This is a genomic window from Kribbella sp. NPDC051936 (genome assembly GCF_040680955.1).
Classification (GTDB): domain Bacteria; phylum Actinomycetota; class Actinomycetes; order Propionibacteriales; family Kribbellaceae; genus Kribbella.
This window is the reverse complement of the sequence record NZ_JBFAXS010000004.1, coordinates 523,011-536,764: the sequence shown is the minus strand read 5'-3', so window position 1 is coordinate 536,764 and position 13,754 is coordinate 523,011. Positions and strand designations below refer to the sequence as shown.

Here is a 13,754-nt window from a genome sequence, read left to right as displayed (position 1 = left end):
CTAGACCAGGTTGGCGATCAGGTCGCCGAGCTCGGTCCGCTTGCCGGTGAAGAACGGGACCTCCTCGCGCACGTGCCGGCGCGCCGTCGACGCCCGCAGGTCGCGCATCAGGTCGACGATCCGGTGCAGCTCGTCGGCCTCGAAGGCCAGCATCCACTCGTAGTCGCCGAGCGCGAACGACGCCACCGTGTTCGCCCGTACGTCGGGGTAGCCGCGGGCCATCTTGCCGTGCTCGGCGAGCATCGCGCGGCGCTCCTCGTCGGGCAGCAGATACCACTCGTAGGACCGGACGAACGGGTACACGCAGATGTAGGGCCGCGGCTCCTCGTCGGCGAGGAAGGCCGGGATGTGGCTCTTGTTGAACTCGGCCGGCCGGTGCAGCGCGAACTGCGACCAGACCGGGACCAGGTGCCGCCCCAGCCGTGACCGGCGCAGCGCGTGGTAGGCCTGCTGCAGCGCGTCCGACGTCGGCGCGTGCCACCAGATCATGAAGTCCGCGTCCGCCCGGAACCCCTCGACGTCGTAGATCCCGCGAATCACCACGTCGTCGGCCGCCAGCTTCCCGATCAGGTCGTTGAGCTCGGCGGTCAGCTCGTCGCGGTCCGCGTCGCCGAGCGGCGTCTCGACCTTGAACACCGACCACAAGGTGTAGCGGATGACGTTGTTGAGCTCGCGGGCCTTCGGCTTACCAGTCACGGTTTCATTGTCTCCGATGCGTCCAGGTGCTCCCGCACCCGGGTGGCCGCGTTGCCACCCGATGCCACACACGCGGCGATCCCGACACCCCGGTACGCCGCTCCGCACACCGCCAGGCCGGGGACGCCGGCCACCGCGGCCTCGACCCGATCGACCCGGTCGAGGTGCCCCACGGCGTACTGCGGGAGGCCGCCGCCCCAGCGCGTCACCAGCGAGCCGACGACCGGCGCATCGAGCCCGATGGCCTGCTTCAGGTCGGACACCGCGAGCTGGACCAGCTCCTCGTCGGACCGCTGCAGCACGTATTCCTCGCCGAGGCGGCCGACCGAGGCACGCAGTACGGCGAGCTCTCCCCCGGCCTCCGCCGACCACGCCCACTTGGCGTGCGAGTACGTCGAAGCCTTGATCGTCCGGTCCTCCACCGACGGGACGAGGAACCCGGAGCCGGTCGCGCCGGCAGGCCAGTCACGCTTGCGGACCGCGAGTGTGACGATCGCCATACTCGCGTACTCGATCGCCGCCAGCTCGGCCGACGCCGCCGGCGCCAGCTCCGCCAGCATCCGGCCCGCCGGAGCAGCCGGTACGGCGACCACGACCGCGTCGGCGGTGAACAGCGTCGGCGCGGGCACCGGTCCCGCCTCCAGCTCGAACCCGTCGGCGGTCCGCGAGATCCGGCGGACGGCGAGCTTGGTCCGGATCTCCACGCCGCGGGCGGCCAGGTCCTGTTCGAGGGCGCCGATCAGCCGGTTGATGCCGCCGACGAGGCCCGCGAACACCGGCTGGCCGGCCCGCTTCTGACCCAGTGCGCGCAGCTCGGCCGTGGCCGCGAGCAGGCTCGGCGCGGTCCGCAGCTTCGCGTACAGATCGGGTATTGCCGCGGCGAGCGAGATCTCCTCGGCCTTCCCGGCGTACACCCCGCCGAGCAGCGGGTCGATCAGCTTGTCGGTGACCGCGGAGCCCATGCGCTCGGCAACGAACCGGCCGATCGCCACATCCCTGGTCAGCGCGGGAGCCGGCAGTTCGGCCTCGTGCGCGACCTGCTCGGCGGCCGCGGCCCCGAGCACGTCGGCGGTCGCCGCCGGGTCCACCGGAACGCCCATCACGGTCGGCGGGAGGGCCCGGATCCGGTCGCCGACCCACAGGCCGGCCGAGGTCGTCGCCGGGTGCACGAGATCGTCCCCGAGGCCGACGGCGCGGATCAGGTCGACCGCCTCCGGCCGCCGCGCCAGCACGGACTCGGCGCCGAGATCGACCGGCACGCCCTCGATCGCGTCCCCGGCCAGCTTCCCGCCGAGCCGCGGCGAGCCCTCCAGCACCGTGATGTGCGGCGGGTTCGGCCCGGTCGCCAGCGCGTGCGCGGCCGCGAGCCCGCTGATCCCGCCGCCGACGACCACGACCCGGTTCATACCAAGCTCATTTCGTACTTCTTCCCCGGTCCCAGATCGGTGCTGCTGCTCCCGACCGCCCGGAACCCGACACGCGTCAGCACCGTCTGCGAGGCAGGGTTGTGATTCGAGGCCCCGGCCCGGAGCGCGGTCAGTCCGTACGTCGGCGCGAGCTCGATCACCGCGCGCACCGCGGCCGTCGCCAGCCCCTTGCCCGCCCACTTCTCCGCGATCCGGTAGCCCAGCTCGGCCGATCCGTGCTCCAGATCGATGAGGTTCACCCGCCCGACCACGGCGCCGGTGCCGTCGACCAGCACGTGGAAGCGGCAGATCCCGGCCTCCTGCTCGGCGAGCAGGGCCGCGTGACGGGTCGCGAAGTCGGCGAAGTACTCGTCGCCGCGGTCCCAGATCCAGGCCGCGAAGTACGCCCGGTTCTCGCGCTCGAAGGCGAGGACTGCGTCCGCGTGGTCCGCGCGCAGCGGCTCCAGCGTGACGCCCTGGTCAGGCAGGTACATGGGCCGCCTGCACGTACTTGGTGATCCGGCGCAGCACCTCGGGGTCGGCGTCCGGCGGGACACCGTGGCCGAGGTTGAAGATGTGACCGGGCGCGGCCCGGCCCTCGGCGAGGATCCGGTCGATCTCGGGCTCGATCGCGTCCCAGCCGGCGAACAGCAGGGCCGGGTCGAGGTTGCCCTGGACCGGTTTCGGCGCGCCGCCGGCGGCCGTGATCCGGCGGACGGCCTCGTCGAGCGGGACCCGCCAGTCGACGCCGACGACGTCCGCGCCGACCTCGCTCATCAGCCCGAGCAGCTCGCCGGTGTTCACGCCGAAGTGCACCCGCGGGACGCCGTACCCCGCCATCGCGTCGAACACCTTCGCGGAGTGCGGCAGCACGAACCGCTCGTAGTCCCGAGGCGACAACCCGCCGGCCCAGGAGTCGAACAGCTGGATCGCCGACGCGCCCGCCTCGACCTGCACCGCCAGGTACGCGATCGCGACGTCGGCCAGCCGGTCCGCGAGCGCGTGCCACAGCGCCGGGTCGCCGTGCATCATCGCCTTGGTCTTCGCGAAGTCCTTGCTCGGCCCGCCCTCGACCAGGTACGACGCGACGGTGAACGGCGCGCCGGCGAACCCGATCAGCGGCGTACCGCCGAGCTCGGAGACCAACTGCTGCACGGACTCCGTGGTGAACGACACATCGGCCGGCGTGACCGGACGGACCCGGGCGAGCCCGGCGGCGTCCCGGATCGGGTCGGCGACGACCGGACCGACGCCCGGCTTGATCTCGATGTCGAACCCGGCCGCCTTCAGCGGGAGCACGATGTCGGAGTAGAAGATCGCCGCGTCGACGCCGTAACGGCGGACCGGCTGCAGCGTTATCTCGACGACGAGGTCGGGCCGCATACACGACTCCAGCATCGAGATTCCCTCCCGCACCGCACGGTACTCGGGCAGCGCCCGGCCGGCCTGCCGCATGAACCACACCGGCGTGTGCGGCACCCGCTCACCCCGGGCAGCGAGCAGATAGGCGGAATCGTCCAGAGCGGAGGGTCGCGTCACACAGCGATGATCCCACGCGCTCCCGAACGCCCGGACAGCCCCCGACCACGCCGCGCCGCACGCGCGGCCACACACAGCTACCGGCGCGTCTTGACGCGCGGCGGTGAGTAATCGGTCGTAGGCTGCCGATATGGGTGCCCGCAAGCAGGTCGACGCGCCACCCGCGGAGTTCACCGAGGCAGTCTCGCAGTTACGAGGTGCCCGGTTCCGGCCCGAGGTTTTCGTCGAGGAGATGCCCGCACCGCAGCGGATCGCACCGCATGCGGCGGCGGTCAGCGCCGACGTGACGGTCGACGGTGACGATGTCGCCACCGGCCGTCTGGTCGTCCTCTACGACCCGGCCGGGAACGACGCCTGGCAGTCGACCTTCCGTTGTGTCGCGTACGTGCGTGCCGCCGTCGAACCGGAGATGGTGACCGACGCGCTGCTCGGCGGCGTGGGCTGGACGTGGCTGATGGAGGCCTTGGCGGACCGGGGTGCCGACTTCCTGGCGCCGAGCGGTACCGTCACCAGGGTGGTATCGGAAAGCTTCGGCGGCATGGCCGACGACGACGCGACGGCGGAGATCGAGATCCGCGCGTCCTGGAGTCCCGTGCCCGGCCCCGGCGGCCTCGTCGACGTGACCCGCCACGCCGAGGCGTGGGGCGAGGTGCTGTGTACGGCGGCCGGACTGCCGCCCGTTCCGCCGGGGGTAGTCGCGATGCCGACCCGGCGCGGACAGCGGGGCCGATGAGCCCAGCCACCCAACAGCCGTCCGTCCCCGACGACCCGACCGCGCATCTGCCCCTCCTGGAGCTGAGGGACGGACTCTCCGACGTCATCGACACCGACTCTGCCCTGACCGGCACGGTCGAGGCGTTCGGGTCCGGCAGCGGCCCGGTCGCGGTCGACGCCGAGCGCGCCTCCGGCTACCGCTACTCGCACCGGGCGTACCTGGTCCAGCTGCGCCGTGAGGGCTCCGGCTCCGCGCTCGTCGACCCGATCCCGTTCGGGGACCTGTCGGCGCTCGGCGACGCGATCGTCGACGCCGAGTGGATCATCCACGCCGCGAACCAGGACCTGGCCTGCCTGGCCGAGGTCGGCATGGTGCCGCGCCAGGTGTTCGACACCGAGCTGGCCGGCCGCCTGCTCGGCTACCCGAAGGTCGGGCTCGCCTCGCTCGTCAGCGAAGTGCTCGGCTACCGGATGCGCAAGGAGCACTCGGCCGCCGACTGGTCGACCCGGCCGCTGCCGGCGCCCTGGCTGGTGTACGCCGCGCTCGACGTCGAGATGCTGATCGAGCTGCGGAACGCGATCGAGCAGGAGCTGCTCCGCGAGGGCAAGTGGGAGTGGGCGGCGCAGGAGTTCGCCGCGATCCTCGACGCGCCGCCGCGGGAGCCGAAGCCGGACCCCTGGCGCCGTACGTCGGGCATGCACCGGGTCCGGAACCGCCGCAGCCTGGCCGTCGTCCGGGCGCTGTGGGAGGCCCGGGACCAGATCGCCGAGTCCGCCGACATCTCCCCCGGCCGGGTGCTGCCGGACGCCGCGATCGTCGAGGCGGCGTCCGCGATGCCGACCGACCGCGACACGCTCCAGCGGCTGACCGCGTTCAAGGGCCGCGGCGCGCACCGCCACATGCGGACCTGGTGGGAGGCGATCGACCACGCCCGCCGGCTCCCCGACTCCGAGCTCCCCAAGCAGGGCCCGCGGTACGACGGCCCGCCGCCGGCCCGCGCCTGGGCCGACCGCGACCCCGACGCGGCCGCCCGGCTGTCGGCCGCCCGCGCCGCGGTCGCCGAGATCGCCGAGGCGCACCGCCTCCCGACCGAGAACCTGCTCGCGCCCGACACGATCCGCCGGCTCGCCTGGTCCCCGCCCAAGGAGGTGAACCTCGAGGTGGTCACGACCTTCCTCCGCGACCACCACGCCCGCGCCTGGCAGATCGCCCTCACCGCGGAGGTCCTCACCGACGCGATGGCATCCGAAGCCACGGTCAAACCGCTGGACTGACCACGTCCTCCGCCGTCGTCAGATCCCGCCGGATCTCGGGGTGGAGGGTGAGGACGATCTGGAGTGCGCCGAGCAGGATCACCGTCGCGATGACGACAAAGATCTGGCGGTAGCTGAGCAGGCTCACCAGCAGGCTGCCGAGGGCCAGTGAGATCGCCTGCGGCGTCGCCACGAGGACCTCGACGGCGGTCGACACGCGCCCGATCAGGTGACCCGGCGAACGGCGCTGCATCAACGTCGTGAACGAGACGAACGTCCACGGCAGGCCGACACCGCAGATCGCGGCGCCGGCGAGCACCACGACGATGCTGGGGGCGACCACACAGACGACGGTCGACGCGGCGAGCACGACCAGTCCGAGGGCGCAGGTGGCGATCTCGCCGAGACGGCGTACGGCGCGGCTCGCGGTCAGGCCGCCGACGACCGCGCCGACGCCCTGACACGTCACGAAGACGCCGGAGAACGTCGGCGGCTTGCCGAAGGCGTCCATCAGCGCGTAGATCGACGACTCGAAGAAGCCGATGACGAGGATCGAGATCGCCAGCCCGGCCAGCACGTGGCGGAGCACCCGGTCGCCGGCGAGGAAACGGACACCGCCGAGCAGGTCCTCGCGGAAGGTGCTCTTCGACGGCGCCGTTGTCTCGGAGACCTTGATCGTCGCGATCAGCAGGCCGGCCAGCACGAAGGTGGCCGCGTCGACGATCGCGACGAGCCAGCCGCCCGCGGTGGCGAAGATCGCGGCGCCGGCCAGCGGGCCGAACAGCCGGTAGCCCTCCTTGATGGTGGCCAGGCTGGAGTTCGCCTCGACGAGCAGTTCGTCCGGCAGCAGGTCCTTCAGCAGTCCGTTCAGCGCCGCGGGCAGCACGACGAACGAGACGCCGTACAGGAAGGCGACCAACCAGATCAGCCACACGTCGCCGGAGTCCCGAACGAGTACGAGCGGGAGTACGGCGGCGCCGCTGGCGACGTTGCCCCAGACCAGGATCGGCTTGCGCGGCAGCCGATCCACCCAGACGCCGAGCACCGGAGCAGCCAGCGCCGGCAGCACCATGAAGAAGAACGTCAGGCCGGCCAGTGCGTTCGAGCCGGTGAGGGTCTTCACCCACATACTCAGCACCAGCAGCATCACCGAGTCGCCGAGCATCGACGTACTCAGGCCACCGAACAGGCGCGGGAACCCGGGCTGCGCGAACAGTCTCCTCATGAGGTCTCCACCCCCGGGAAGTACGTCGGCACGCCCCAGGCGACGAACTCGCACAGCCGCGCGTTCGCCGGGCGTTGGGACGGATCGGTCAGCCGCTCGGCATGGCGGTCGAGCACCGCGTTGATCGCGTCGTTCATCTCCTCGAGCTCGTCCGCGGTCAGCCAGGCGACCATCTCGGTGTTGCTCCGCGCGGCACGCCACTCCTCGGTGTCCTCCGGGGCGCGCTGCTGCGACTCCCGCAGCCGGTCGATCGCCCGCCCCATCATCACGTCGGACAGTGCCTGCGCCGCGCGGCGTTCCTCGAGCGACGGCGATGCATGCTCCTCGTCCCAACGGAACCCGAGTCCGGGCACCTTCCAGGGGCGTTGCCGGCCCTTCCCGCCCTCGGCCTCCTCGACGAACCCGTGCTGCGCCAGCTTGCGGAGGTGCCACGAGCAGTTCGCCGGGGTCTCGTCCAGCCGGTCGGCCAGCTCGGTCGCGGTCAGTGGCCCGCTGAGCGACAGCAGCTCGATGATCGCCATCCGCACAGGGTGCGCCAGGGCGTTCAGTTCCCGCGGGTCGCTGAGTCGGCGGTGAGGATTCGGCATCCATCGAAAGTACGCTTTCGAAAGAGTTGTTGCAATGCCGCTCAGAAAAGATCCCCGCCGCGCGCCTGCGGCGGGGATCTCCGGTGGTCAGGCTGGGAGCTGGGCCTCGATGGCGGTGACGATCTCGTCGGACTCCGGCTCGGTGCGGGGGCGGAAGCGGGCGGCGACGGTGCCCTCGGGGCTGAGGAGGAACTTCTCGAAGTTCCACTGGATGTCGCCGGCTTCGCCGTCGGCGTCGGGGGTCTGGGTGAGTTCGGCGTACAGCGGGTGCCGGTGGTCGCCGTTCACCTCGAGCTTGCCGAGCATCGGGAACGTCACGCCGTACGTCGTCGAGCAGAAGGTCTCGATCTCCTCGGCCGACCCGGGCTCCTGACCGCCGAACTGGTTGCACGGGGCGCCGAGCACGGTGAAGCCGCGGGACGCGTACTTCTCCTGCAGGTTCTCCAGGCCCTCGTACTGCGGCGTCAGACCGCACTTCGACGCCACGTTCACGACCAGAACGGCCTTGCCCTTGTACTCGCCGAGGGAGGTCGGCGCACCGGACAGAGTGGTCAGCGGAATGTCGTACAGGCTCATGCTCATCCTTGGGAGGTTGGGAGGTGACAGGCAAGGAAGTCTTCGGTACGGCGCCAGGCCAGCGCGGACGCCTCGGCGTGGTGGAACATCGGCAGGGGGTTGTCGAACGCGTGACCGGCGCCGTCGTAGCGGTGGATCTCGGCGTCACCCAACCCCGGCACCACCGCATCGACGTCCAGGTAGGCGTCGTTGTTGCCGAAGTGGTGCAGGCTCGCCGCCCGCACCTTCGGCGCGAGCTCGAGCAACCCAGGCAGGGCAGAGCCGTAGTAGCTGACCAGGACGTCGGGCGACGACACCGCGGCCACGTTGAAGCCCAGTCCGCCGCCGAAGCAGAAGCCGACCACCCCGGTGCCCCGGCCGCGCGCCCGCAGCCGGTCCAGCACCGCAACAGCGTCCTTGACCGCCAGGTCCCAGTCGAGGCGCCCGACGATGCCCATCGCCCGTGGCAGCAGGTCCGGCGAGGACTCGTCCAGGTCGGTGTCGTCGAGGCGCCAGTAGATCTCGGGCGCGATCACGTAGTACCCGAGGGCGTGCAGATCCGCCGCGCGGCGCCTGATGTAGTCGGAGACTCCGAAGATCTCCTGCAGCACAAGGATTCCAGGCGCCCCGGAATCAGCGGATCCCCACTCGTGGACTGGTATCTCCGACGTCACACAGTGAAGCGTACGACCTCAGGAGTAACCGGCTCCGTTGCGGGCTCGGGCGCGGGCTCGGGTACGGGCGCCGGCATCCACGCCGTCGTCTCCGCGATCGCGTCGACGAGCAGCTTGTAGAGCCGGTCGTCCGGATCCGTCACGCACGCCTGCGAGATGCCCTCGACCGCGCACGACACCGCGCGTGGCGCCGTCCGGCGGGCGAAGTCCGGGGTCGCACGGCGCGCGCGGGCGGTGAACGACCGCGCCCACTTGGTCGCCGACGGCACCGATTCCAGCACAGCGAGCGAATCCGGCTCGACGTCGTCGAGCGGCCTCCCGTCGAGCGCGGCCAGTTGCTTCTCCCCCACCAGCAGCGCGACGGCCAGGATGTACTGCCGTTCCTGCGAGACGACCGGCAGCGCGTGCTGGATGCAGCGCGCGGTCACCCGCGGTACGACGTGCGGGTCGTCCGGGGTCAGCCCGATCACCGACGGGATCAGCGGAGCCAGGCGGGAGCGCCCGGCGTCCGTGGTGCAGTCGTTGACGTCGCGGGCGACGCCCGCGAGCAACGGATGCGTGCAGGACGGATGGTCCGACCACGGCTCACCGGCCAGGTAGGACGCGAACTCCATGAAGCAGGCACCCTTGCGTGGGTTCCGATGTTTCCCCCGGCTCAGGACCGGCACGGACAGATCAAAATTGTTCATGGAACAACTCCAGTAACGCGGACCTTGAACACAGCATGCGCTCATTCGCGTCGCTTTTCCACGGGTCACGCTTTTGTGAGCGGACCCACACGCGCGGCTACTTTGGCGGTTCTGTTACTCACGGGTAGCATCGGGGTAGCTTTCCCGACCCCAGAGGAGGGCCCTCGTGCCCCGTGAGATCCGCGATGTCGTGTACGTCGACGGCGTTCGCACCCCGTTCGGCAAGGCCAAGGGCCAGTACGCCGAGACCCGCGCCGACGACCTGGTGATCAAGTGCATCCGGGAGCTGCTGCGGCGCAACCCGGGCCTCCCGCCGGAGCGGGTGGACGAGGTCGCGATCGCGGCCACCACCCAGATCGGCGACCAGGGCCTGACCATCGGCCGGACCGCCGCGCTGCTGGCCGGCCTGCCGAACACCACGCCCGGCTACGCCATCGACCGGATGTGCGCCGGCGCGATGACCGCCGTCACCACCACCGCCGCCGGGATCGCCTTCGGCGCGTACGACGTGGTCGTGGCCGGCGGTGTCGAGCACATGGGCCGGCACCCGATGGGCGAGGGCGTCGACCCGAACCCGCGGATCATCGCCGAGAAGCTCGTCGACACGTCCGCGCTGGTGATGGGCTCCACCGCCGAGAACCTGCACGACCGGTACCCGGGCATCACCAAGGAGCGTGCCGACGCGTACGCCGTGGCGTCCCAGGAGAAGGCCGCCAAGGCCTACGCGAACGACCTGATCCAGCCGGACCTGGTGCCGGTCGCGACCCGGTCCGCCGAGCAGGGCTGGGGTTACGCCAGTACCGACGAGCCGATGCGCCCGGGCACCTCGCTCGAGGACCTGGCGGGCCTGAAGACGCCGTTCCGTCCGCACGGGCGGGTCACCGCCGGCAACTCGGCCGGTATCAACGACGGCGCGACCGCCTGTGTGCTGACGTCGGCGGAGACCGCCGAGGAGCTCGGCCTCACCCCGAAGATGAAGCTGGTCTCGTACGCCTTCGCCGGTGTCGAGCCCGAGGTGATGGGCGAAGGCCCGATCCCCGCCACCGAGAAGGCGCTGCGGCTGGCCGGCCTGACCATCGACGACATCCAGGCCTTCGAGGTGAACGAGGCGTTCGCCGTGCAGGTGCTGGCGTTCCTGGAGCACTACGGCATCGCCGACGACGACCCGCGGGTGAACCCGTACGGCGGCGCGATCGCGTTCGGCCACCCGCTGGCGTCGTCCGGGGTCCGGCTGATGAACCAGCTGGCCAAGCAGTTCGAGCAGCGCCCCGAGGTCCGCTACGGCCTCACCACCATGTGCGTCGGCCTCGGCATGGGCGGCACGGTCATCTGGGAGAACCCGAACTGGGAAGGTGCGGTCGCATGAGCCTGCAGGAACTGATCGACAGCGCTTCTGCTTTGTCGACCGACGAGGTCGTCACGCTCGCACATTCCCGGGACGTCGTACTGCCCGGCAAGGCCGGCACGATGGCGCTCATCACGCTGGACAACGGGCACGACCACACCAAGCCGAACACCTTTGGGCCCAAGGGTCTGGGGTCGTTGAACGCGGCTCTGGACGCGGCGCTCGCCCGCGACGAGATCGTCGCGATCGGCGTCACCGGCAAGCCGTTCATCCTGGCCGCGGGCGCCGACCTGACCGGCGTACCGAAGCTCACCGACCGGGAGCAGGCGCTCGCGCTCGGCAAGATCGGACACGGCGTGATGCGCAAGCTCGTGGACGGCGGCAAGCCGTCGTTCGCGTTCGTGAACGGCGTCGCGCTCGGCGGCGGACTCGAGGTCGCGCTGCACGCCACCTACCGGACCGTCTCGACGGCCGCGGGCATGCTGTCGACGCCCGAGGTCTTCCTCGGGCTGATCCCGGGCTGGGGCGGCAACTTCCTGCTGCCGAACCTGATCGGCGCGGACAACGCGGTGAAGGTCGTCGTCGAGAACGCCCTCAACCAGAACAAGATGCTCAGCGGGCCGGAAGCGGTGAAACTCGGCATCGGCGACGTGCTGCTGGAGTCGGCGGACTTCCTCGAGCAGTCGCTGCTGTGGGCTTCGAAGGTCCTCACCGGTGCTGTCACCGTCGAGCGGCCTTCGGTGGACCGCGGCGACGCGTGGGACGCTGCCGTTGCCCGGGGCAAGGCCTTCGCCGACGTCAAGGTGAGCGGCGCGGCGCCCGCGCCGTACCGGGCACTGGAGCTGATCGCGGCCGCTCGCGACAACGATCGGGACCGTGGGTTCGCGGCCGAGGACGAGGCGCTCGCCGACCTCATCATGAGCGAGGAGCTGCGCAGCGGGCTGTACGCGTTCGACCTGGTGAACAAGCGGGCCAAGCGGCCGGCCGGTGCGCCGGACAAGTCGCTCGCGCGGCCTGTTTCCAAGGTCGGCGTCGTCGGTGCGGGCCTGATGGCGGGTCAGCTCGCGCTGCTGTTCGCGCGGCGGCTCGAGGTTCCCGTCGTACTCACCGATCTCGACCAGGAGCGGGTGGACCGCGGCGTCGGGTACGTGCACGGTGAGATCGACAAGCTGCTCGCGAAGGGCCGGGTGCGCCCGGACAAGGCGAACCAGCTGAAGGCGCTCGTCACCGGGTCGGTGGACAAGGGCGTGTTCGCGGACGCCGACTTCGTGATCGAGGCCGTGTTCGAGGAACTGCAGCTGAAGAAGGCGATCTTCGCCGACCTGGAGAAAATCGTCCGGCCGGACGCGATCCTGGCGACCAACACGTCGTCGTTGTCCGTGACCGAGATGGCCGCCGACCTGGAGCACCCGGAGCGGGTCGTCGGGTTCCACTTCTTCAACCCGGTGGCGGTGCTGCCGCTGCTGGAGATCGTCCGCGCGGACCGGACCGACGACGCGTCGCTCGCGACCGCGTTCGCCGTCGGCAAGCAGCTGAAGAAGTCCTGCGTGCTGGTGAAGGACGCGCCGGCCTTCGTGGTGAACCGGCTGCTGACCCGCTTCCTCGGCGAGGTCAGCGCGGCGGTCGACGAGGGCACGCCGATCCCGGAAGCCGACCGCGCCCTGTCTGCGCTCGGGCTGCCGATGCCGCCGTTCGTCCTGCTGCAGCTGGTCGGGCTGCCGGTCGCGCTGCACGTCGCCGAGACGATGAACCGGGCGTACCCGGACCGGTTCGCGGTGTCGGAGAACCTGGCCAAGGTAGTTGCCGCCGGCAAGAGCTCGTTCTACGTGTGGCCGGAGGGCAAGCCGGTCGTGGACCCGGAGGTCGAGGCGCTGGTGACGGTCGGCGACACCCCGTCCACCGCCGACGAACTGCGCACCCGGGTGCTGACCGCACTCGCCGAGGAGATCAAGATCATGCTCGACGAGGGCGTGGTCGCGGAAGCCCAGGACATCGACCTGTGCCTGCTCCTCGGCGCCGGCTGGCCCTTCCACCTCGGCGGCATCACGCCGTACCTGGACCGCACCGGCATCGCCGAGAAGGTCAACGGCACCCGCTTCCTCCCCCGAGGCGCAGCCAGCCTCGCCTGACAGACCTGCTGGGGGGCGGTACGGAGCCGGAAGCCCGCTCCGTCCCCCAGCAGCAATACAGCAGAGATCTGGGTGGCTGGGTGCTCTGTTCGCCCTCCAAGCAGCTAGCCGGGACTGGGGCTCACGGGTTGATACACACCAAGCCGCCGACGGCGTCGCAGTCCGAGAATGCCAAGCCCCCAGGGCTGTTGCGCGTTCACATCCGAGCGGTGCCACATCACCAACGGACACCTGAACGCTCCTCGCCGCCTCCAGAAGAACACCCCACGGCTTCGGCGCCCCGTTGCGCGGCACCCGCCCGCACAACCCCGAACGCCGGCAACGCCGGGGCACCGCAGGTACGCCGGGGCACCGCAGGTACGCCGGGCACCACAGGTACGCCGGGCACCACAGATACGCCCGGGCAGCGGCGGGTGCGGCGGGTGCGGCGGGAACGCCGCACGTCGGGCACGTCGGGCACGTCGGGCACCTCGGGTACGTCAGACCGGCAGCTACCGCGGGCCCCGGCACGGCAGGTACCCCGGCCCGGGCACCTCGGGTATGGCAGGCACCTCGGGTACGGCAGGCACCTCGGGTACGGCGGGGCACGGCGGGCGCTCCCCGGCACGGCAGCAACGCCCGGCACGGGTACCTCGGGTACGGCGGGTACCTCGGGTACGCCGGGGCACCGTAGGTACGCCGGGCACCGCAGGTACGCCGGTACCACTCGAACGGCAGGAACCGCGGGCTCGCCGGCTACACCGGGCACCGCAGGCATGGTAGGCACGGCACGCACGTCGGGCACCTCGGGCACGTCAGACCCGGCAGGTACAGCGGGCGCCACCCCGGCACGGCAGCAACGCCCGACACGGGCATCTCCAGTACGGCAGGCACCTCGAGTACGGCGGGGTTCGGCGGGGCACGGCGGGCGCCACCGCAACAAAGCAGCGACGCCCGGCACG

The 13,754-nt window shown here is 71.1% G+C and carries 13 protein-coding genes; 4 read left to right on the top strand and 9 right to left on the bottom strand.

Features of this window, described 5'->3' with window-relative positions:
- The 4 genes from hemQ to hemE are packed head-to-tail and all read right to left on the bottom strand — an operon-like array spanning nucleotide 1 to nucleotide 3,641.
- Nucleotides 1-696, bottom strand: a complete 696-nt coding sequence (gene hemQ / locus AB0L64_RS16450; protein ID WP_363710943.1) for a hydrogen peroxide-dependent heme synthase — start codon at nucleotides 694-696, stop codon at nucleotides 1-3.
- Entirely contained in the window at nucleotides 693-2,102 is a 1,410-nt protein-coding gene (gene hemG, locus AB0L64_RS16445; RefSeq protein WP_363710942.1) for a protoporphyrinogen oxidase, read from the bottom strand. Before hemG ends, hemQ begins: the two co-directional genes overlap by 4 nt.
- Entirely contained in the window at nucleotides 2,099-2,596 is a 498-nt protein-coding gene (locus AB0L64_RS16440; RefSeq protein WP_363710941.1) for a GNAT family N-acetyltransferase, read from the bottom strand. Before AB0L64_RS16440 ends, hemG begins: the two co-directional genes overlap by 4 nt.
- Nucleotides 2,583-3,641 (bottom strand): uroporphyrinogen decarboxylase, encoded by a 1,059-nt coding sequence (hemE, locus tag AB0L64_RS16435; RefSeq protein ID WP_363710940.1) that lies wholly within the window; start codon nucleotides 3,639-3,641, stop codon nucleotides 2,583-2,585. Before hemE ends, AB0L64_RS16440 begins: the two co-directional genes overlap by 14 nt.
- Nucleotides 3,642-3,771: 130 nt before the next feature.
- Here hemE and AB0L64_RS16430 point away from each other — a divergent pair, with 130 nt between their 5' ends.
- The gene (locus AB0L64_RS16430) at nucleotides 3,772-4,374 is read left to right on the top strand and encodes a DUF3000 domain-containing protein (RefSeq protein ID WP_359929441.1); all 603 of its coding nucleotides are present in this window, start codon (nucleotides 3,772-3,774) and stop codon (nucleotides 4,372-4,374) included.
- Nucleotides 4,371-5,630 (top strand): HRDC domain-containing protein, encoded by a 1,260-nt coding sequence (locus tag AB0L64_RS16425; RefSeq protein WP_363710939.1) that lies wholly within the window; start codon nucleotides 4,371-4,373, stop codon nucleotides 5,628-5,630. The genes AB0L64_RS16430 and AB0L64_RS16425 overlap by 4 nt, the downstream gene beginning before the upstream one ends.
- On the opposite strand, the gene AB0L64_RS16420 is transcribed toward AB0L64_RS16425, so the two are convergent.
- From AB0L64_RS16420 to AB0L64_RS16400, 5 genes are all read right to left on the bottom strand, one after another.
- Entirely contained in the window at nucleotides 5,614-6,834 is a 1,221-nt protein-coding gene (locus AB0L64_RS16420; protein WP_363710938.1) for an MFS transporter, read from the bottom strand. The two genes, AB0L64_RS16425 and AB0L64_RS16420, sit on opposite strands and share 17 nt — an antisense overlap.
- Nucleotides 6,831-7,421 carry a helix-turn-helix domain-containing protein gene (locus AB0L64_RS16415; RefSeq protein ID WP_363710937.1) on the bottom strand — a complete coding sequence of 197 codons (591 nt, stop codon included), beginning with the start codon at nucleotides 7,419-7,421 and terminating at the stop codon, nucleotides 6,831-6,833. The genes AB0L64_RS16420 and AB0L64_RS16415 overlap by 4 nt, the downstream gene beginning before the upstream one ends.
- Before the next feature lie 87 nt (nucleotides 7,422-7,508).
- Nucleotides 7,509-7,997 (bottom strand): glutathione peroxidase, encoded by a 489-nt coding sequence (locus AB0L64_RS16410; protein ID WP_363710936.1) that lies wholly within the window; start codon nucleotides 7,995-7,997, stop codon nucleotides 7,509-7,511.
- A gap of 2 nt (nucleotides 7,998-7,999) precedes the next feature.
- Complete coding sequence (locus tag AB0L64_RS16405) at nucleotides 8,000-8,650, bottom strand: dienelactone hydrolase family protein (RefSeq protein WP_363710935.1); 651 nt, start codon at nucleotides 8,648-8,650, stop codon at nucleotides 8,000-8,002.
- Complete coding sequence (locus AB0L64_RS16400; protein WP_363710934.1) at nucleotides 8,647-9,264, bottom strand: hypothetical protein; 618 nt, start codon at nucleotides 9,262-9,264, stop codon at nucleotides 8,647-8,649. Before AB0L64_RS16400 ends, AB0L64_RS16405 begins: the two co-directional genes overlap by 4 nt.
- Nucleotides 9,265-9,505: 241 nt before the next feature.
- On the opposite strand from AB0L64_RS16400, the gene AB0L64_RS16395 reads away from it, so the two are divergent.
- Nucleotides 9,506-10,705: an acetyl-CoA C-acyltransferase gene (locus AB0L64_RS16395; RefSeq protein ID WP_363710933.1), complete on the top strand. Its 1,200-nt coding sequence runs from the start codon at nucleotides 9,506-9,508 to the stop codon at nucleotides 10,703-10,705.
- The gene (locus AB0L64_RS16390) at nucleotides 10,702-12,813 is read left to right on the top strand and encodes a 3-hydroxyacyl-CoA dehydrogenase NAD-binding domain-containing protein (RefSeq protein ID WP_363710932.1); all 2,112 of its coding nucleotides are present in this window, start codon (nucleotides 10,702-10,704) and stop codon (nucleotides 12,811-12,813) included. The genes AB0L64_RS16395 and AB0L64_RS16390 overlap by 4 nt, the downstream gene beginning before the upstream one ends.
- Nucleotides 12,814-13,754 lie beyond the last annotated feature (941 nt).

Excerpts from the sequence above, each read along its gene's own strand:
- AB0L64_RS16400 (WP_363710934.1), bottom strand. The coding sequence starts at position 9,264 with ATGGAGTTCGCGTCCTACCTGGCCGGTGAGCCGTGGTCGGACCATCCG.
- AB0L64_RS16415 (WP_363710937.1), bottom strand. The coding sequence starts at position 7,421 with ATGCCGAATCCTCACCGCCGACTCAGCGACCCGCGGGAACTGAACGCC.
- AB0L64_RS16440 (WP_363710941.1), bottom strand. The coding sequence starts at position 2,596 with ATGTACCTGCCTGACCAGGGCGTCACGCTGGAGCCGCTGCGCGCGGAC.
- AB0L64_RS16430 (WP_359929441.1), top strand. The coding sequence starts at position 3,772 with ATGGGTGCCCGCAAGCAGGTCGACGCGCCACCCGCGGAGTTCACCGAG.
- AB0L64_RS16390 (WP_363710932.1), top strand. The coding sequence starts at position 10,702 with ATGAGCCTGCAGGAACTGATCGACAGCGCTTCTGCTTTGTCGACCGAC.
- AB0L64_RS16410 (WP_363710936.1), bottom strand. The coding sequence starts at position 7,997 with ATGAGCCTGTACGACATTCCGCTGACCACTCTGTCCGGTGCGCCGACC.
- hemG (WP_363710942.1), bottom strand. The coding sequence starts at position 2,102 with ATGAACCGGGTCGTGGTCGTCGGCGGCGGGATCAGCGGGCTCGCGGCC.
- AB0L64_RS16420 (WP_363710938.1), bottom strand. The coding sequence starts at position 6,834 with ATGAGGAGACTGTTCGCGCAGCCCGGGTTCCCGCGCCTGTTCGGTGGC.
- AB0L64_RS16425 (WP_363710939.1), top strand. The coding sequence starts at position 4,371 with ATGAGCCCAGCCACCCAACAGCCGTCCGTCCCCGACGACCCGACCGCG.